This is a genomic window from Enterococcus sp. AZ067 (genome assembly GCF_051715005.1).
Lineage (GTDB): Bacteria > Bacillota > Bacilli > Lactobacillales > Enterococcaceae > Enterococcus_D > Enterococcus_D casseliflavus.
In genome coordinates this window covers 2,833,876-2,852,341 of record NZ_JBIOSY010000001.1, presented here as the reverse complement: position 1 = coordinate 2,852,341, position 18,466 = coordinate 2,833,876, and the positions used below count along the sequence as shown (strand labels likewise).

Annotated in this window: 23 protein-coding genes; 22 read left to right on the top strand and 1 reads right to left on the bottom strand. The window is 42.8% G+C overall.

The genetic code is table 11. The features are described 5' to 3' along the window. The first annotated feature begins 20 nt into the window (after positions 1-20). The 20 genes from IGI82_RS13570 to IGI82_RS13475 all read left to right on the top strand — a co-directional run bounded on the left by IGI82_RS13570 (position 21) and on the right by IGI82_RS13475 (position 16,004). On the top strand, positions 21-977 hold the full coding sequence (locus IGI82_RS13570) for an alpha/beta hydrolase (protein ID WP_438842334.1): 957 nt from the start codon (positions 21-23) through the stop codon (positions 975-977). A 17-nt stretch (positions 978-994) separates the two neighbouring features. After that, complete coding sequence (locus tag IGI82_RS13565; RefSeq protein WP_005234370.1) at positions 995-1,267, top strand: GNAT family N-acetyltransferase; 273 nt, start codon at positions 995-997, stop codon at positions 1,265-1,267. 156 nt (positions 1,268-1,423) lie between these two features. Then, on the top strand, positions 1,424-1,660 hold the full coding sequence (gene secG, locus IGI82_RS13560) for a preprotein translocase subunit SecG (RefSeq protein ID WP_005228700.1): 237 nt from the start codon (positions 1,424-1,426) through the stop codon (positions 1,658-1,660). 123 nt (positions 1,661-1,783) lie between these two features. Next, positions 1,784-2,536, top strand: coding sequence for an alpha/beta hydrolase (locus tag IGI82_RS13555; protein ID WP_074536100.1), 753 nt, complete (start codon positions 1,784-1,786; stop codon positions 2,534-2,536). A gap of 3 nt (positions 2,537-2,539) precedes the next feature. Continuing rightward, positions 2,540-4,900, top strand: coding sequence for a ribonuclease R (rnr, locus tag IGI82_RS13550; protein ID WP_270287786.1), 2,361 nt, complete (start codon positions 2,540-2,542; stop codon positions 4,898-4,900). A gap of 15 nt (positions 4,901-4,915) precedes the next feature. Next, a complete protein-coding gene (gene smpB, locus IGI82_RS13545) occupies positions 4,916-5,374 on the top strand; it encodes an SsrA-binding protein SmpB (protein WP_008380870.1) in 459 nt (152 codons plus the stop codon). A 293-nt stretch (positions 5,375-5,667) separates the two neighbouring features. Next, positions 5,668-6,387 carry a F0F1 ATP synthase subunit A gene (gene atpB, locus IGI82_RS13540; protein WP_008380872.1) on the top strand — a complete coding sequence of 240 codons (720 nt, stop codon included), beginning with the start codon at positions 5,668-5,670 and terminating at the stop codon, positions 6,385-6,387. A 32-nt stretch (positions 6,388-6,419) separates the two neighbouring features. Continuing rightward, positions 6,420-6,632 carry an ATP synthase F0 subunit C gene (gene atpE / locus IGI82_RS13535; RefSeq protein WP_005228705.1) on the top strand — a complete coding sequence of 71 codons (213 nt, stop codon included), beginning with the start codon at positions 6,420-6,422 and terminating at the stop codon, positions 6,630-6,632. Between the two features lie 88 nt (positions 6,633-6,720). Next, complete coding sequence (gene atpF / locus IGI82_RS13530) at positions 6,721-7,245, top strand: F0F1 ATP synthase subunit B (RefSeq protein ID WP_005228706.1); 525 nt, start codon at positions 6,721-6,723, stop codon at positions 7,243-7,245. Continuing rightward, entirely contained in the window at positions 7,232-7,774 is a 543-nt protein-coding gene (locus IGI82_RS13525) for a F0F1 ATP synthase subunit delta (protein WP_312779315.1), read from the top strand. The genes atpF and IGI82_RS13525 overlap by 14 nt, the downstream gene beginning before the upstream one ends. Before the next feature lie 23 nt (positions 7,775-7,797). Then, positions 7,798-9,354: a F0F1 ATP synthase subunit alpha gene (gene atpA / locus IGI82_RS13520; RefSeq protein WP_005228708.1), complete on the top strand. Its 1,557-nt coding sequence runs from the start codon at positions 7,798-7,800 to the stop codon at positions 9,352-9,354. Positions 9,355-9,369: 15 nt separating this feature from the next. Continuing rightward, a complete protein-coding gene (locus IGI82_RS13515; RefSeq protein ID WP_005228710.1) occupies positions 9,370-10,272 on the top strand; it encodes a F0F1 ATP synthase subunit gamma in 903 nt (300 codons plus the stop codon). A gap of 26 nt (positions 10,273-10,298) precedes the next feature. Next, positions 10,299-11,705, top strand: a complete 1,407-nt coding sequence (atpD, locus tag IGI82_RS13510; protein WP_231434760.1) for a F0F1 ATP synthase subunit beta — start codon at positions 10,299-10,301, stop codon at positions 11,703-11,705. Positions 11,706-11,736: 31 nt separating this feature from the next. Beyond that, positions 11,737-12,159 (top strand): F0F1 ATP synthase subunit epsilon, encoded by a 423-nt coding sequence (locus IGI82_RS13505; protein ID WP_005228716.1) that lies wholly within the window; start codon positions 11,737-11,739, stop codon positions 12,157-12,159. A gap of 160 nt (positions 12,160-12,319) precedes the next feature. Beyond that, the gene (locus IGI82_RS13500; RefSeq protein WP_008380880.1) at positions 12,320-12,553 is read left to right on the top strand and encodes a DUF1146 family protein; all 234 of its coding nucleotides are present in this window, start codon (positions 12,320-12,322) and stop codon (positions 12,551-12,553) included. Positions 12,554-12,643: 90 nt separating this feature from the next. Next, positions 12,644-13,936, top strand: coding sequence for a UDP-N-acetylglucosamine 1-carboxyvinyltransferase (gene murA, locus IGI82_RS13495; protein WP_375817993.1), 1,293 nt, complete (start codon positions 12,644-12,646; stop codon positions 13,934-13,936). 20 nt (positions 13,937-13,956) lie between these two features. Then, complete coding sequence (locus tag IGI82_RS13490; protein WP_005228723.1) at positions 13,957-14,133, top strand: DNA-directed RNA polymerase subunit beta; 177 nt, start codon at positions 13,957-13,959, stop codon at positions 14,131-14,133. Between the two features lie 91 nt (positions 14,134-14,224). Continuing rightward, complete coding sequence (gene yidD, locus IGI82_RS13485) at positions 14,225-14,500, top strand: membrane protein insertion efficiency factor YidD (protein WP_016608771.1); 276 nt, start codon at positions 14,225-14,227, stop codon at positions 14,498-14,500. A 39-nt stretch (positions 14,501-14,539) separates the two neighbouring features. Then, entirely contained in the window at positions 14,540-14,998 is a 459-nt protein-coding gene (locus tag IGI82_RS13480; protein ID WP_375817991.1) for a GNAT family N-acetyltransferase, read from the top strand. Between the two features lie 124 nt (positions 14,999-15,122). After that, on the top strand, positions 15,123-16,004 hold the full coding sequence (locus IGI82_RS13475) for an ROK family protein (protein ID WP_438842333.1): 882 nt from the start codon (positions 15,123-15,125) through the stop codon (positions 16,002-16,004). Between the two features lie 50 nt (positions 16,005-16,054). On the opposite strand, the gene IGI82_RS13470 is transcribed toward IGI82_RS13475, so the two are convergent. Then, positions 16,055-16,228 carry a hypothetical protein gene (locus IGI82_RS13470; protein WP_186318430.1) on the bottom strand — a complete coding sequence of 58 codons (174 nt, stop codon included), beginning with the start codon at positions 16,226-16,228 and terminating at the stop codon, positions 16,055-16,057. Positions 16,229-16,288: 60 nt separating this feature from the next. Here IGI82_RS13470 and IGI82_RS13465 point away from each other — a divergent pair, with 60 nt between their 5' ends. Together IGI82_RS13465 and IGI82_RS13460 are read left to right on the top strand one after the other, a co-directional pair. Next, positions 16,289-17,476 carry an ABC transporter substrate-binding protein gene (locus IGI82_RS13465; RefSeq protein WP_008380891.1) on the top strand — a complete coding sequence of 396 codons (1,188 nt, stop codon included), beginning with the start codon at positions 16,289-16,291 and terminating at the stop codon, positions 17,474-17,476. 108 nt (positions 17,477-17,584) lie between these two features. Beyond that, a complete protein-coding gene (locus IGI82_RS13460) occupies positions 17,585-18,463 on the top strand; it encodes a branched-chain amino acid ABC transporter permease (RefSeq protein ID WP_008380893.1) in 879 nt (292 codons plus the stop codon). Positions 18,464-18,466: the final 3 nt, after the last annotated feature.

The window sequence follows — 18,466 nt, the reverse complement described above, 5'->3', positions numbered from 1 at the left end:
TAAAATTAAGGGGGGATCCTATGGTTTGGCTATTGCTACTACTGCTTATTTTTGGTTTTTTGGTGTACTATGTATATCGCACGTCTATTTTGAAAAAGGGCGTACGCTATTTTGTTTCGGCGATCATTATGCGAAACAATGAATGGTATGAAAAAGAAGGCAGAAAGAAACTGGGGATTCCATACAAAGAGCGGATCGCAACAAAGAGTTCGGCTTTTTGGGCACAAGGTTCGGAATGTACGGTAACGACCGCCGATGATCTGATCCTAACAGCGGAAGTCTTTGATCAGTGTGCAAAAACGTGGGTGATCTGCTTGCATGGGTATCGCAGTGATGGGCAAGCAGATTGTCAAGAGGCAGCCGAGAAATTCTGGTCTGCTGGTTACAATGTTTTAGTTCCTGATTTACGTGCACATGGCCGCAGTGAAGGCAAAGAGATCGGCTTAGGGTGGCTAGATCGGATGGATCTGCTTTTGTGGATCGATAAGATTTTGGAAAAAGACCCACAAACACAAATCTTCCTCTATGGTTTAGGAATGGGGGCAGCGACCTTGCTGCTGGCCAGTGGAGAAGTCATGCCGGTGCAAGTTGCGGGTTTGATCTCAGACAGCAGTTATACGTCCGTTTATAGTGCCATTCGGGCAAGTCTACCACAATTTTCTCGGTTACCCGTCAAGCGCTTTTTGCGATTAGCCAATCGTTACAGTAAACACTTAGTCGGCTACCCCTTCCTACAAATCTCGGTGACCCGACAAGTCGGCAGCAACCATTTACCTGTGCTGTTTTTACAAGGAGAAAAGGATACGTTTCTTTCTGAAAAAGAAATCAATACTTTAATGGAAGCAACGGCTGGTCCGAAACAAAAAGTCCTTTTTCCCAATATGGGACATTTACAGGCAGTTAAAGATGCCCCAGAATATTGGCCAACCGTTTTGCAATTTATTGAGAATATCAAACAAAAAACAGACATTGTCTGATAGAAAGGGCGAAAACAATGGAAATAAAAGAAGAAAACAAGCGTTTTGCTTTATATGATGGAGAAACAGAAATTGGTGAGATTACATGGCAAGAAACACCAGATGATGTACTTGAAGTTGATCACACCTTCGTCAACCCTGATTATCGTGGACAGCAATTGGCGCAAAAATTGCTCAAAGCAGTTGTTGAAAAAGCACGACGGGAAGAGAAAAAAATTATGCCTGTCTGCTCCTTTGCGGTCAAAGAGTTCAAAGAAAAACCAGAATATGATGACGTACTCGTTCGCTGATTTGAACGAAAGCGATCTATGAGAAAAAGGCTGTCAGAAAGGACAGTCTTTTTTTTAAACCGTCACGCAACGAGCAATGACAAAAAGGGAGTAGTAATTTCTAGCGGAAAATGCTAAAATAGAAAGGACGACTTTAGCAAGCAAGGAGGAGCTAACGTGTATAACATCTTATTAACTGCTGTGATCGTTATTTCGATTTTAATGGTCATTACGATCATGATGCAGCCTAGCAAGCAAAATAGTGCAGCTAGTGCCTTTACTGGCGGTGCAGATCAATTGTTTGGTAAGCAAAAAGCCCGTGGATTTGAAGCGGTGATGCAGCGTTCAACGGCCATTTTAGGTTTTGTTTGGATGGTCTTGCTCTTTATTTTGGCTTTTCTTTCATCAAACTAATCACTTTGTTAGCGAACCTCTCGTAAAGAGAGGTTTTTTTCTTTTTAACGGGAAGATTTTGATCGCATTTGTCGAAGTATTCTTGCTAACTATGGTAGAATTGGACGTGAGGTGAAAGGAAACATGAAAACATTTAATCAACCAAAACCGGTTTTTGCTGAACACGGCAAACGAGCGGTCATTTTGTTCCATGCCTATTCAGGCAGTCCTAACGATGTGCGCATGCTTTGTCGTTCGTTAGAACAAAAAGACTACACGGTTTATACACCGATGTTTACTGGGCATGGTACACCGAATCCAGATGATATCTTAAATCAAGGAATGACTGTTTGGCAGCAGGATGCTGCGGATGCAGTTGCTTATGTGAAAGAAAAAGGCTATGAGGAAGTTGCCGTTCTTGGACTTTCGATGGGTGGGATTTTAGCGATGGATCGTTTGACGCAAGACCCAACATTGATGGGCGGCGGTCTTTTTTGCTCACCGTTATTTGAAACCAAGAACGAAGTACCAGTCAATTTTGAAAAGTATGCTGAAATGGTCATACCCTACGCTGATTTAGATGAGGCGACCCAAAAAGAAATATTGGCAGAAGTCCCTCGTAAGGTCAGAGAACAACTGCAAGGAATCGAAACAGTCGGACAAACCACAGCCGAGCATTTAGGAAAAATCGAGCGCCCAATCTTCCTGGCGCAAGCAGGAAGGGACCAAATGATCGATCCACAGACGGTTTTCAAAACCGCAGCGGCATTGTCCCATGTTCCCTATACGCTTCAATGGTATCCTCAAAGTGGTCATGTGGTGACAGTTGGACCAGAACGGAAAAAATTAGAGCAGGATGTGTTTGCTTTCTTAGAAACACTTGCTTGGAAAGAGTGAGTTATGACAGAAACGATTAAAACAAAAATTGTTCAGTTTCTCGAAGAAAGCCGTAAAAAAAGTTTTTCAATGGAAGAAATTGCTGAAGGTCTAGGACTTCAAAAAAGTACAGACTTTAAGAATCTTGTCCAGACAGTAGCGGCGATGGAACGAGAAGGCAGTGTGATTTTTAACAAAAAAGGCAAAGTGAAATTACCAATGAAACGAGTGTTTGTGGAAGGAACCTTTCGTGCCAACGAGCGGGGCTTCGGCTTTGTCACGTTGGATGAAGAAGAAGACGATATTTATATCCCTAAAGAAGCAACAGGCTATGCCATGGACGGCGATACCGTTGCTGTAGACATCGTGCATGTTGCCGATCCTTTTTCAGATCGTGGTGCAGAGGGGAAAGTCGTTGAGATCAAACAACGGGCCATCAGTCAGTTGGTCGGCGAGTTTACATTATTTGACGAAAAAGAGATCGAAGAATCGGATCTATATGGCGTTGTTCAACCTAAAGATAAAAAACTAAGCGATTTAAAGGTGTTTATCGGCGCCCAAGGAATTCGTCCAGTAGACGGCAGCATCGTGATCGTTGAGATCAGCCATTACCCAGAAAAAGGCTATTCGAAAAGCTTAGAGGGGTTGATCACAAAAGTTGTGGGGCATAAAAACGATCCTGGAATGGATATTTTATCGATCGTCGTGGCGAATGGGATTCCCACAAAATTTGAGGAAGAAACCTTGGCAGCGGCAGATGCAGTACCCGATACGATCGATCCTGCTGACTTTCCAGAACGACGGGATTTGCGAGATCAACAGATCGTAACGATCGATGGAGCGGATGCCAAAGATTTGGATGATGCGGTGACGGTAAAAGCATTGCCTGACGGCAGCTTCTATTTGGGCGTGCATATCGCAGATGTTTCTTATTATGTGACAGAAAACAGTGCGTTGGACAAAGAAGCTTTTGAGCGGGGAACGAGTGTCTATCTAACGGATCGAGTGATCCCGATGATCCCACAACGTTTATCAAACGGGATCTGTTCGTTGAATCCGAATGTCCCAAGGTTGGCCATGAGCTGTGAAATGTGGATCAACCAAGAGGGGATCGTCACGGATTACAATATTTTCCAAAGTATTATTCAAACAAGTGCCCGCATGACTTATCAGGCAGTCAATCAAATTATTGAAGACAATGATCCAGAAACCAGCAAAGAATATGCGAAACTAGTACCGATGTTCCATGATATGGCCGCCTTGCACCACGTGTTAGAAACGATGCGGATCAAGCGTGGGGCGGTTTCTTTTGAAGACCGCGAAGCGAAAGTCTTGGTCGATGGAGAAGGACACCCGCAAGAAATCGTTCTGCGAGAACGTGGCGTCGGCGAACGATTGATCGAGTCCTTCATGTTGGCAGCCAATGAAACCGTGGCGCGCCATTTCAATCGGAAGCATTTACCATTTATTTATCGGATCCATGAGGAACCAAAAGAAGAGAAAATGCGTCGCTTCTTTGATTTTGCTTCTGCTTTAGGGATCGTAGTCAAACAAACCAACGGCTCGATCTCACCAAAACAACTGCAAAAAGTGGTTGAAGATGTCGCAGATAAGCCAGAGGCAATGGTTGTCAATACGATGCTGCTCAGAAGTATGCAGCAAGCGAAGTATTCAGAAGAAAACGTCGGCCACTATGGTTTGGCAGCGGAAGATTATACCCACTTCACGTCACCGATCCGTCGGTACCCCGACTTGATCGTGCATCGCTTGATTCGTTCTTACAGTGAAGATGTCTCTGAAGCCAACCAAAACAAATGGGCTGAAATCTTGCCTGACATCGCAATGCACAGCTCCCAAATGGAACGACGAGCAGTCGATGCAGAAAGAGAAGTCGATGCGCTTAAAAAAGCTGAGTATATGGCCGATAAAGTAGGAGAAGAGTTTGACGGTATCATCAGTTCCGTCGTTAAGTTTGGCTTGTTTATTGAATTGCCTAACACGATTGAAGGGCTGATCCATATCAATAATCTTAAGCAAGATTACTTCCATTATTTGGAAAACCATCTGGCACTTGTAGGTGAACGGACAGGCTTGACCTTTAAAATTGGTCAAAAAGTTCGTATCAAAGTCGTGAAAGCTGATCCTGAAACAAGAGAGATCGATTTCGAATTGGTAGCAGCAGAAGAAGTCGAAAAACTGCAAGCACCAAAAGCCAACAAACGAAACAACCATCAAAAAAATGAAGCGAACCGTCGCGGGAAAAAACAACACAACCCTGAGAAAAAACAAGGGAAACGCTTTGAACAAACCGGTAAAGGCAAGTCAAAGAAAGCTGGCAAAGTGAAAAAGAAAAAACCTTTTTACAAAGGAATCAAGAAAAAATAATTGGAGGGATGGCCCGTGCCTAAAGGAGAAGGGAAATTAATCGCCCAAAACAAAAAGGCCCGCCATGATTACACGATCCTCGATACGATCGAAGCGGGGATCGTCTTACAGGGAACAGAGATCAAAGCGATCCGTAACAGTCGGATCAATTTGAAAGACGGTTTTGTACGCATTCGCAATGGTGAGGCATTCTTAGTCAATGTGCATATCAGCCCATACGAGCAAGGAAACATTTTTAATCATGATCCACTACGGACAAGAAAACTGTTACTGCATAAAAAGCAGATTGCTCGTCTGATTGGCGAAACAAAAAATACAGGCATGACGATCGTTCCGTTAAAGGTGTATATCAAGGATGGTTATGCCAAAGTTTTGATTGGTTTAGCGAAAGGAAAACGCGAATATGACAAGCGGGAATCCTTGAAACGCAAAGATCAAGAAAGACAAATTGACCGAGTTCTTAGAAATTTCTAATTTTCTAAGAACTTCTTTTAGAATCCGATAGAGGTTATTGCTTTGAAAATCGCGCTAAATTTGGTAGCATTTAAGGGAAAGCTGTTGATATAACAGGCTTTTTCTTCCACATAGCGACACGGGAATTTTTCATTTAATTTAGGATTTTTGGCATTGTGAGTTTTTTGTCTAATTTTCTTGAAAATGCTTTGAAATTTTCCATTCGTGGTGGTATGATACCGATTGTTATGAGAGGAAACGCATTGTAACACCAGATTTTTTTCTGGAGATGACAGGAAAAGAGGTGAGAAAGATTGGAAGATAAATCGCTTATGTTTCATATCGGTCCTATATGGTTTGATGGAACTGTAGCTATGATGACAATCATTTCTTGTATTATTGTTTTTTTGGTGGTCTTTATTTGTACACGTAATCTGCAAATGAAACCGAAAGGGAAGCAGAACTTCATTGAATGGGTCATTGACTTTGTTCGCGGTATCGTAGCGGACAATCTACCAGGATCTCAAGTGAACAACTTTCATTTGCTCGGTGTAACAATGTTTCTTTTTGTGTTTGTGGCAAATGAGATCGGGTTAGTCACAAAAATCGTGACGACAGATGACATTACCTTATGGAAAAGTCCGACAGCAGACCCGTTTGTTACACTGACACTCGCACTTATGGTTATTTCCTTGACACATTTCTTTGGGATCAAGTCGTTGGGCTTCAAAAATTACTTGATCAATTCGTACTTGAAACCGGTGGGGTTCTTATTACCGCTAAAAATCATCGAAGAATTTACGAATGTCATCACGTTAGGCTTGCGTTTATATGGAAATATATTCGCAGGGGAAGTGTTATTAGGATTGATTGCCAACATGTTTATTAGTCTTGGTTGGTGGTCATTACCGATCGTGATGCCGCTAGAAATGATCTGGATTGGCTTCTCACTCTTTATTGGAGCGATCCAAGCTTATGTATTTGTTACATTGACCATGGTATTTATGAGCCACAAAATCGTGGCAGAACATTAATCGAATCGACATACAATTAGGAGGAAAAAAGAATGAACTTTATTGGAGCAGGATTAGCAATTATCGGAGCAGCAATTGGTGCAGGGTATGGTAACGGACAAGTAATCGCAAAAACGATCGAATCAATGGCACGCCAACCTGAAATGTCAGGTCAACTACGTTCAACAATGTTTATCGGGGTCGCGTTAGTCGAAGCTGTACCGATTCTAGGGGTAGTTATCGCGCTGTTATTAGTCTTCCGATAAGACAAGCACGAAAAGGCAGAAACGAACAATTGCACTCGTTTTTGCTTTTTTCTAATGAAACAATGACTTTCAGAAAGGAAGAATCGTTATGCTAAATCAGTTGGTTATAGCGGAAGTTCAAAATCCAATGCTTGGCAATATTATCGTTGTCAGCGGATCAATTCTTCTTTTGCTATTCTTATTGAAACATTTTGCATGGGATGCCATCAGCAGCATGATGCAAAAACGGGAAGATAAAATCGCCAATGATTTGGATTCAGCGGAACAATCACGCTTGAATGCAGCAAAATTAGAAAAAGAACGCCAAGAAAAATTGGCACGTTCTCATTCTGAAGCTGCGGAGATCATCAAGAGCGCCAAAGATAGCGGGGAATTGAGTCGACAAAATATTTTGAGCGAGACCAAAGAAGAAGTGGCTCGTTTGAAAGAAAAAGCAAACTCAGATATCACCCTTGAAAAAGAAACTGCGTTAAAAGAAGTGAAAGATGATGTTGCAGAACTTTCGCTTCAAATCGCAGAAAAAATCTTAGGACGCGAATTGACTCCCGAAAATCATGAATCCCTAATCAATCAATATATCGAAGGATTGGGTTCAGTTAATGAAACTCGATAAATTCACAGTGGGAAAACGCTATGGAAAAGCCTTGTTCGAATTGGCGATGGAAGAACAGCGCTTGACAGAAGTTTACCAAGAATTAATGACCTTGCGTCAGATTTATCAGGAGATTCCAACATTCGGTCAGATCGTGACGGATAACCGCTTGGATCTCCATGAAAAAAGACAATTAGTCGATCAATTGCTGAAGGGCTTTGAAGGCTTGGTCAGAAATTTCTTAGAGATCGTTTATGAATATGATCGCATGGATGATCTATTGATGATCATTGACGAATACGAACGTCGTTACGATGAATATCAAGGTCTTGTTCTCGGAACGATCACAACGGCTGTTGCTTTGTCAGCAGAACAAAAAAGCAAAATCGAAAAGCAAATCGCCGATAAGCTTGGGTACAAGCAGGCACAATTGAAAGAAACGGTCGATCCAACGATTTTAGGCGGAGTCATCGTTGAAGCAAATCATCAAGTGATCGACGGTAGTATTAAGAGCCAACTGGATTATCTGCGACAAAAAATCGGCAGATAAACAAGAGATAAGAGGTGAATCGGATGGCCATCAAAGCAGAAGAAATTAGTGCCTTGATCAAAGAGCAAATTAAAAATTATCAGAACGAACTTTCTGTAGAAGAAATCGGTACTGTCACATATGTTGGGGACGGGATCGCCCGTGCCCACGGTTTAGAAAATGCCATGAGTGGAGAACTGCTTGAGTTTTCAAACGGTTCTTATGGGATGGCACAAAACTTAGAATCAAACGACGTCGGGATCATCATCCTAGGTGATTTTGAAACCATTCGTGAAGGAGACAAAGTAAAACGAACCGGTAAAATCATGGAAGTTCCTGTCGGCGATGCATTAATTGGCCGGGTAGTGAATCCATTAGGGCAACCGATCGATGGCTTAGGTCCGATCGAAACAGACAAATCACGCCCAGTTGAAGCAGCCGCACCAGGTGTAATGCAACGGAAATCCGTATCGGAACCAATGCAAACAGGTTTGAAAGCTATTGATGCTTTAGTGCCAATCGGACGCGGCCAACGGGAATTAGTCATCGGTGACCGGAAAACCGGGAAAACAACGATTGCGATCGATGCGATCATCAACCAAAAAGGGCAAGACATGATCTGTATCTATGTCGCTATTGGCCAAAAAGACTCAACGGTTCGTGCACAAGTAGAAACATTACGCCGTTACGGTGCACTTGATTACACGATCGTTGTTTCAGCAGGTGCTTCACAACCAGCACCATTGCTTTACATCGCACCTTATGCCGGGGCAGCAATGGGAGAAGAATTCATGTATAACGGCAAACATGTTTTGATCGTCTTTGATGACTTATCAAAACAAGCAGTCGCTTACCGTGAACTTTCTCTACTTCTACGCCGTCCGCCAGGTCGTGAAGCATACCCAGGGGATGTCTTCTACTTGCACTCTCGTTTATTGGAACGTGCAGCGAAATTAAGTGATGAACTAGGTGGCGGATCAATGACGGCACTGCCGTTCGTTGAAACGCAAGCGGGGGATATCTCAGCCTATATCCCAACCAACGTGATTTCTATCACAGATGGACAAATTTTCTTAGAAAATGACCTGTTCTATTCAGGTGTGCGTCCTGCCGTAGCGGCTGGATTGTCCGTTTCACGGGTTGGTGGTTCTGCACAGATCAAAGCGATGAAGAAAGTTGCTGGAACCTTGCGTTTGGACTTGGCAAGTTACCGCGAACTAGAAGCCTTCACACAATTTGGGTCTGATCTAGATGCTGCGACACAAGCCAAATTAAACCGCGGTCGTCGTACCGTTGAAATCTTAAAGCAAAAACTACATGAACCATTGGCAGTCGAAAAACAAGTCGTGATTCTTTATGCGTTGACGCATGGATTCATTGATAGTGTACCTGTCAATAAACTATTGGACTTTGAAGCAGAATTATTTGAGTATATCGAAGCAAACGCAGCAACGATTTTTGAAACCATTCGGACAACGAAAGACTTGCCAGAAGAAAGCTTGTTAGATGACACCATTAAAGCATTCAAAGATATTTTCATGGCATCCAACAGTTCTCGGGTGACACCGCAAGATAAAATATCGACAATGCAAAACGCATAAAAGAGGTGAGAGAAAATGGCTGCTTCATTAAATGAAATCAAGCAACGAATTGCCTCAACAAAGAAAACCAGCCAAATCACAAAGGCCATGCAAATGGTTTCAGCTGCAAAATTAACAAAATCTGAAGCTCATTCGAAACAGTTTCAAGTGTATGCCAACAAAGTACGTGAAATCGTTACGCATTTGACTGCGCAGCAGCTTTCCGATCTTGCAGGTTCTGGTCCTAAAGATGGTGTGAACTATAACAGTATGTTGGTTAGTCGCCCGGTCAAACGCACAGGCTATATCGTCATCACTTCTGATGGCGGTCTAGTGGGCGGCTATAATAGTTCCATCTTAAAACAAATGATGACCATGCTGGATGAAGACCATGCAAAAGAAGAAGAGTATGTCATGATTGCCATTGGTGCAACTGGCGCTGACTTTTTCAAAGCACGGGGCATCAATTTGGCGTACGAGTTAAGAAACCTTTCGGATCAACCAAGCTTTGATGAGGTACGTAAAATCGTAACATTGGCAACCACGATGTACCAAAACGAGGTCTTCGATGAATTATATGTGTGTTATAACCATCACATCAATTCATTGACTAGCCAATTTCGTGTGGAGAAAATGTTGCCGATATCCGATTTAGATCCTGAAGAAGCCGAAAGTTATGAACAAGAATACTTGTTTGAACCTTCCAGAGAAGCGATTTTGAATCAATTACTGCCTCAATACGCTGAAAGCTTGATTTATGGTGCGATTGTTGACGCAAAAACAGCCGAGCATGCTGCCGGAATGACAGCGATGAAAACAGCAACAGATAATGCCAAAAATATTATTGGGGACTTGACGATCTCATACAATCGAGCGCGCCAAGGAGCGATCACCCAAGAAATTACTGAAATTGTGGCGGGGGCATCCGCGTTAGAATAGTTTCAAGAACGAATGGAGGAATACGAATGAGTTCAGGCAAGATTGTTCAAGTCATTGGTCCCGTTGTTGACGTGGAATTCTCTCTAGACCAATCATTACCAGATATCAACAATGCGTTGATTGTTTACAAAAAAGATGAGCAGAAAACAAAAGTTGTGTTAGAAGCTGCCCTAGAACTTGGCGACGGCGTTATCCGTACGATTGCCATGGAATCAACAGATGGCTTACAACGAGGAATGGAAGTAATCGATACAGGCGCCTCCATCTCTGTTCCAGTTGGGACAGAAACATTAGGACGGGTATTTAATGTCCTAGGCGATACCATCGATTTAGAAGCACCATTTCCTGAAGAGGCAGCCCGCAGTGGGATTCACAAAAAAGCACCTGATTTTGATGAATTGTCAACAAGTACGGAGATCCTTGAAACTGGGATCAAAGTCATTGATTTGTTAGCTCCTTATTTAAAAGGGGGGAAAGTTGGACTTTTCGGTGGTGCCGGTGTTGGTAAAACCGTCTTGATCCAAGAATTGATCCACAACATCGCCCAAGAGCATGGTGGGATCTCTGTCTTCACAGGTGTTGGTGAACGGACACGTGAAGGAAATGACCTTTATAATGAAATGAAAGAATCTGGCGTTATCGAAAAAACAGCCATGGTGTTTGGACAAATGAATGAACCACCAGGTGCCCGGATGCGGGTAGCCTTGACTGGTTTGACATTAGCCGAGTACTTCCGTGATGTGGAAGGACAAGACGTGCTTTTGTTTATCGATAATATCTTCCGCTTCACTCAAGCAGGTTCTGAAGTATCTGCCTTACTAGGTCGGATGCCGTCGGCCGTTGGGTATCAGCCAACATTAGCAACTGAGATGGGGCAATTACAAGAACGGATCACATCGACGAAAAAAGGTTCCGTTACGTCTATTCAAGCCATCTATGTCCCTGCCGATGACTATACAGACCCAGCGCCTGCGACTGCTTTTGCCCATTTGGATGCAACAACCAACTTGGAACGTAAATTGACCGAACAAGGGATCTATCCTGCTGTTGATCCACTGGCGTCTTCTTCTAGTGCGTTAGCACCTGAAATCGTTGGTGAAAAACATTATGAAGTAGCGACTGAAGTACAGCATGCGTTGCAACGTTATCGGGAATTACAAGACATCATCGCCATCTTAGGGATGGATGAACTGTCTGATGATGAAAAAACCTTAGTTGCCCGCGCACGCCGCATTCAATTCTTCTTGTCACAAAACTTCCACGTAGCGGAACAGTTTACGGGACAACCTGGTTCTTATGTGCCAGTTGAAGAAACCATCAAAGGATTTGCAGAGATTCTTGAAGGAAAATATGATGATCTTCCAGAAGAAGCCTTCCGCAGTGTTGGACGAATTGAAGATGTCATTGAAAAAGCGAAAAAAATTGGCTATTAATTAACCAGCCTTGAAGAAAGAGGGGAACCTCATGGATCAATTTTTAACAGTCAATGTGGTGACACCTGCTGGTTTGGTTTACGATCATCACGCGAAAATCGTGGTTGCACGTACGACAGATGGTGAGATCGGTATTTTGCCGCACCATGCCCCAATCATCGTTCCATTGACGATTGATGAAGTCCGGGTCAAACGGATCGATTCAGATACCCATGTCGACTGGGTCGCTGTCAACGGCGGTATATTAGAAGTGCGAGACAATGTTGTCTCGATCGTAGCCGATAGTGCGGAACGTGATCGTGACATCGACGTTTCACGTGCAGAAAGAGCAAAACAGCGTGCAGAACGCCAAATCGAAGAAGCCAAACAAGTCGAAGATATCGACCAGCTTCGGCGCGCAACGGTTGCTTTGCACCGCGCCATCAATCGAATCAACGTGTCAAAACATTCCTAAAAAACAAGGGCATCTTGCCTTTGTTTTTTTGTTTCTTCAAGAAAACGTTTTAAAAACTTTTTAAAGTCTTTTCATGAAGGTTTCAAGAAAGATTATTTTTTATCTTGACATCTTTGTGGTATGATAGGAATGTTCAATTATGAAAAAAGGAGCAGGAAGTATGCAAGTGTATGGAATTGATGCAATCATTCGAATCGTGAGTCATTTAGCGTTCATCTATTTAGCATTTTGGGCATTGCAATCTGTGCGGATCGATGCTTTTTTTAAAGCTTTACGAACGACTCAGATACGAATGGTCATGGTGTTTCTTGCGATTGCATTAGGCTACACCGCCAGTACTTTTTTCCTTGAGTTGATTGCGCTATGTCGTAATTTATTTTTAACAGGTTTTTAAGAATTTCATTAATATATGCAAAAACACCGAATATTATGCTATAATTGGCAAGATTTGTGTGAGTCACTGCATTATTTGGAGGGAACATAAATGGAAGAGATGATCGTTCAAGGTGGTAATCGATTAACTGGAACAGTGAAGATCGAAGGGGCAAAAAATGCTGTTCTACCTATCTTAGCGGCAAGCTTATTAGCGGAAGAAGGAACAACGACATTAACAAATGTACCGATCCTTTCCGATGTATTAACAATGAAAGAAGTGATTCGGCATTTAAATGTCGCAATCGATTTTGAAGAAGAAAACAACACAATGACGATCGATGCGTCACAAGAATTAGCAATCGAAGCACCGTATGAGTATGTGAGCCAAATGCGCGCTTCAATCGTAGTCATGGGGCCTTTGTTAGCCCGTAATGGACATGCCAAAGTGGCAATGCCTGGCGGCTGTGCAATCGGCAAACGACCAATTGATTTACATTTGAAGGGATTTCAAGCACTAGGCGCGCAAATCATCCAAAAAGATGGATACATAGAAGCGATCGCCGATGAGTTAAAAGGCAATAGCATTTACTTGGATTTCCCAAGTGTCGGCGCCACGCAAAATATCATGATGGCTGCCGTAAAAGCTAAAGGCATCACCATCATCGAAAACGTCGCTCGTGAGCCAGAAATCGTTGATTTAGCAAACATTTTGAATAAAATGGGTGCCAAGGTCTTTGGTGCAGGAACCGAAACGATGCGTATTGAAGGTGTCGAACACCTGCATGCTGTAGATCATTCGATCGTGCAAGACCGTATCGAAGCAGGAACCTTTATGGTTGCAGCAGCGATGACTCAAGGAGACGTTATTATTAAAGATGCGATCTCAGAGCACAATCGTCCATTGATTTCAAAATTGATCGAAATGGGTGCAGAAGTGACTGAAGTCGCTGAAGGGATTCGTGTGGTCGGACCAGAACGCTTGAAAGCGACTGATGTAAAAACGATGCCACATCCAGGTTTTCCTACGGACATGCAAGCGCAAATGTCTGCTATTCAATTATTAGCGCAAGGAACGAGTGTTGTGAATGAAACGGTATTTGAGAATCGTTTCCAACATTTAGAAGAAATGCGTCGCATGAATGCCCATGTAAAAATTGACGGCAACGTTGCAGTGATCGAAGGTGGTCATGAATTACAAGGTGCGCTGGTCTATGCGACAGATTTACGTGCCGCAGCAGCGTTGATTTTATTAGGTTTGCGTTCAACGGGACGGACGCGTGTTCGCAATCTAAAATATTTGGATCGCGGCTACTACAAATTCCACGAAAAATTGCAACAATTAGGGGCATCTGTTGAACGAGTTTCTGACGCATTAGAAGAAGTCGTACCAGTTAACGCCTAATAGGAGTAGGAGAGAAAAAAGTGAAGTTGAACCGTTATATTTTAACTAGCTTGATAAAAATTTTAATCGTCATTTTATTAGCTATTTTATTGTTCCTAGCAGGAACGATGATTGGTTATGGAGTGATCGGTGACGGCAGTCCTTTTAAAGTATTCTCTCCAAGTCTTTGGAATCATATCTTTGAGTTTATGAAATAAACCATAACTAGGACTTACGCCACGTGCTGAGTCCTAGTTTTTTCTATCTATCTTTACTGAATCGTACGCTAAAAAGAAAGGCTGGCAAGGAATGAGTAAACTTTTGATCGGCTTTGTTCGTTTCTATCAACGTTTTATTTCCCCATTATTTCCTCCTAGCTGTCGTTATTATCCGACTTGCTCAGGATACATGATCCAAGCCATCCAAGTCCATGGAGCAGCCAAAGGAGGCTTGATGGGGGTAGCTCGTATCTTACGCTGCCATCCCTTTGTAAAAGGCGGAATAGATTACGTACCCCAGACGTTTACTTTAAAACGAAATACGAAAGACAAAGTCAAACCAACGTACCGTTATCGGAAAAGTTAAAAGGAATCAACAGAAATATAAAAAAGGAGCCAAAAAGCCATGATTCGTCCAATCGCCCCTAATGAAGCGTATCCTTGGGCGTTGCTGCTGGATGCAGATCCTGAAAAAGCAGTCGTAGAAAGCTATCTATATAATAGCCAAACACTTGTTTATGAAGAAGCTGGAGAAATGATTGGTGTGTTAGTTTATCAAAATCAAGGCAAGAACTGGGAGATCATGAATGTGGCCGTTTCTCCAGAAAAGCAAGGAATGGGCATCGGTCGTCAATTGCTGCAAGCTGCCGAAGAAGCGATCCTTAGTCAGCACCTCGGGGCAAAACGGCCGATCGTAGTGATAAAAACTGGTAGTCTGCCCTCTGCAGCCTTGACTTTGTACCAAAAGCAAGACTATGTTGAAAAAGAGCGGGTGAAGAATTATTTCACCACCCACTATGTCGAACCGATTTTTGAGAATGGGCAGCAGCTGTTCGATCAAGTGATTTTAGAAAAACAACTCTAATGGATGAAGAGACAGTCTAAGTGAATGAGACTGTTTTTTTCTTGTCCTCGGAAATCGCTTTCTTCAAGCGCCGACTTGCGGTAAAATAGACAGTATCAGAATAATAAAGGATTGAGGGAAAAAAATGGCGATTTTAGTCTTTGATATGGGTGGTTCAGCAGTAAAATATGGCGTCTGGGCACAAGATTCTTTGGTGAGTAAAGGGAAGTTCACTACTCCAAATACTTGGGAAGAAATGAAAGCACAGCTGCAGCAAGTGAGGGCAAGCGTAGATGAAGAGATTGAAGGCGTTGGAATCAGTGCGCCAGGTGCGGTCAATGCCCAAGAACGGCGGATCGACGGCATTAGTGCGATCCCTTATATCCATGGGTTTGATATTTACTCAGAACTCGAAGCAGCGTTTGGGGTACCCGTAACCATCGAAAATGATGCCAATTGCGCTGGGATGGCTGAATTTTATCAAGGAGCGGGCAAAGAGTATCAGCAAGCAGCCTTCGTTGTGATCGGAACAGGCGTTGGCGGTACCCTGTTTCAAAATGGTGAGCTAGTCCGTGGGGCACATTTATACGGTGGCGAATTTGGGTTGATGATCCTAGATCAAGGCAAAACATTTTCGCAACTAGGGACAGCGGTTCAGATGGCCTGGCGGTATTGTGATCGGATCGGAGTGGATCGAACGACGATTACCGGTGAAGAGGTCTTTCAACGTGCAGAAGATGGCGATGCCATTGCGATCGAGGAAGCCAATAAATTTTACAACTATTTAGCACAAGGACTGTTCAGTATTCAGTTTGCTTTTGATCCTGAAGTGATCATTATCGGCGGTGGTGTCAGTGCCAAAAAAGGCTTGTTAGAAGAAGTTGACCAGCGCTTGAAAAAAATGTTGGCGGATCAAGCATTAAATGATTTCGTCCCACTGATCAAGCTATGTGACTATCGCAATGATGCCAATTTAGTTGGGGCGGCGGCAAATTTTCAAGCATTGTATTCACGAAATAGCCGCTAACATGAGGATGTAATGTTTTCAAACGTCCGTTTGAAGAAAAAAGTATCAAATCAAAGCGTATCGGCAGCAAGCAAAGGGGAAAAACCTTTGCTTGCTTTTCTTTTTATCCAAAAATTAGAAAAGCGATTCCATTGTTGCTGGATCAATGTTTTAAAAGCACCATTTTTTATCGGCAAAAAAAATAAATTCTGAATAGGTGAAATATTCTGATAATTCGTTGACATTTCCTAGATTTTTCAGTATATTGGATAACATATTCAGGGGAAGTAAAGGAGAGGAAAATTATGAAAAAGAAATTTGCGTTTTTGTTTGCGAGTTTGTTTTTGTTGACAGCATGTAGCGCTGGACCAACAGGTGGATCAACGGATGGCAGCGGGGCTGCTGAAGGTGGCAATAAACAAGAGGGAGATACCATCAAGATCGGAACCAACTTAGAGTTGTCAGGAGCCGTAGCTGCTTATGGGACGGCTGAAAAAGAAGGAATCGACTTAGCAGTAGAAGAAATCAATGCTGCCGGCGGTATTCTTGGAAAACAAATTGAAATCATTTCGAAAGATAACAAATCAGATAACAATGAAGCTGCGACAGTGGCAGCCAACTTAGCAACCAATGATAAAGTCGTTGCCATTATTGGACCAGCAACTTCAGGTGCCACAAAGGCGGCTTTACCGAATGTGACGAGAGCCCAAGTACCGATGGTCACTCCTTCAGGTACAGATGATGCGATTACTTACACCAGTGGAAAAGTCCAAGAATTTGCGTTCCGTTCTTGTTTCCAAGATAGCTTCCAAGGAACAATCTTGGCAAAATATGCAGCAGAAAATTTGGATGCTTCAAAAGCCGTAATCTTGGGTGATAACTCAAGTGACTACGCAATTGGTTTAACGGAAGCATTTAAAGAAAGTTACCCAGGCGAAATTGTCTTAGAAGATAACTTTACTGAAGGCGACAAAGATTTCCAAGCAGTTCTTACAAGAATCAAAGATGTCGACTTCGATGTCTTGTTCATTCCAGGCTACTACACAGAAGCTGGTTTGATCATCAAGCAAGCGCGAGAATTAGGAATTGATCAAGCAATCATTGGTGCCGATGGATTCGGTGATGAAAAAATGGTTCAAACAGCTGGTGCAGAAAATGTCAGCAATGTTTACTATACCGGTCACTTCTCTACCAAAGCACCAGCAAACGACAAAGTTGAGCCGTTTGTGGCAGCTTTCAATGAAAAGTATGGCAAAGAACCTTCTGCTTTTAATGCGTTAGCCTATGATGCAGTTTACATGATCAAACAAGCAATCGAAGATCAAAACTCAGCAGATTCATTGGCAATTGCAGCTGGTTTGTCTGAACTGAAAGACTTTGTCGGCGTGACAGGTGAAATCACAATGGATGAAAATCATAACCCTGAGAAATCAGCAGTTGTTTTAGGATTGACTGACGGGAAGGAAACCTCAGCAGACACTGTGGAACCTTAAAAACCTGTAGTTGTTTGGCAGTGAAAACTGGGACAGACCTGATGTGTTTGTCTCAGTTTCTTTTCTCTAATGAGAAGAACCATAATAAATGATATTGGAAGTGAGCATATGGAAATGATGATCCAACAATTGATCAACGGCTTGTTTCTAGGCAGTATCTACGCCTTGTTAGCGTTGGGTTATACGATGGTGTATGGCATCATCAAGCTGATCAACTTCGCCCACGGAGAAGTTTATATGATTGGTAGTTTTATCGGTTACTTTTTGATCAATCAATGGCAATTGGGCTTTTTCCCAGCGTTATTCATTTCGATGATCGCCAGTGCAGCACTTGGGGTAACGATTGAATTTTTGGCCTATCGTCCTTTGAGAAATTCCACGCGAATTTCGGCATTGATTACGGCAATCGGGGTTTCTTATTTTTTGCAAAATGTCATGATCTTTTTCTTTTCTGCCAATGTGCGCCCGTTTCCGCAAGCAATCGAACGAAAAACCTATTCCATCGGGTTTGTTCAAGTAAGTAATGTCCAGTTATTGATTTTGGCTGTTTCGGTTACCTTAATGATTCTCTTGCAATTGATCGTGAAAAAGACCCGTATGGGAAAAGCGATGCGTGCAGTAAGTGTTGATGCAGATGCAGCGCGTTTGATGGGGATCAATGTTAATCGAACGATTTCCTTTACCTTTGCCTTAGGCTCGGCTTTAGCTGCAGCTGGCGGGATGCTGATCGGTTTGTATTATAATTCCATTGATCCATCAATGGGGGTCGTTCCTGGTCTGAAGTCTTTTGTTGCGGCGGTTCTCGGCGGGATCGGGATCATTCCTGGTGCAGCTTTAGGCGGCTTTGTGATCGGTTTAGTGGAGACAGCAGCGACAGCGCTTGGTTTTTCTGATTACAAGGATGCTTTAGTGTATGTCATTTTAATAATTATATTGTTGGTTCGTCCAGCTGGGATCCTCGGCAAAAATATCAAAGAGAAAGTGTAGGTG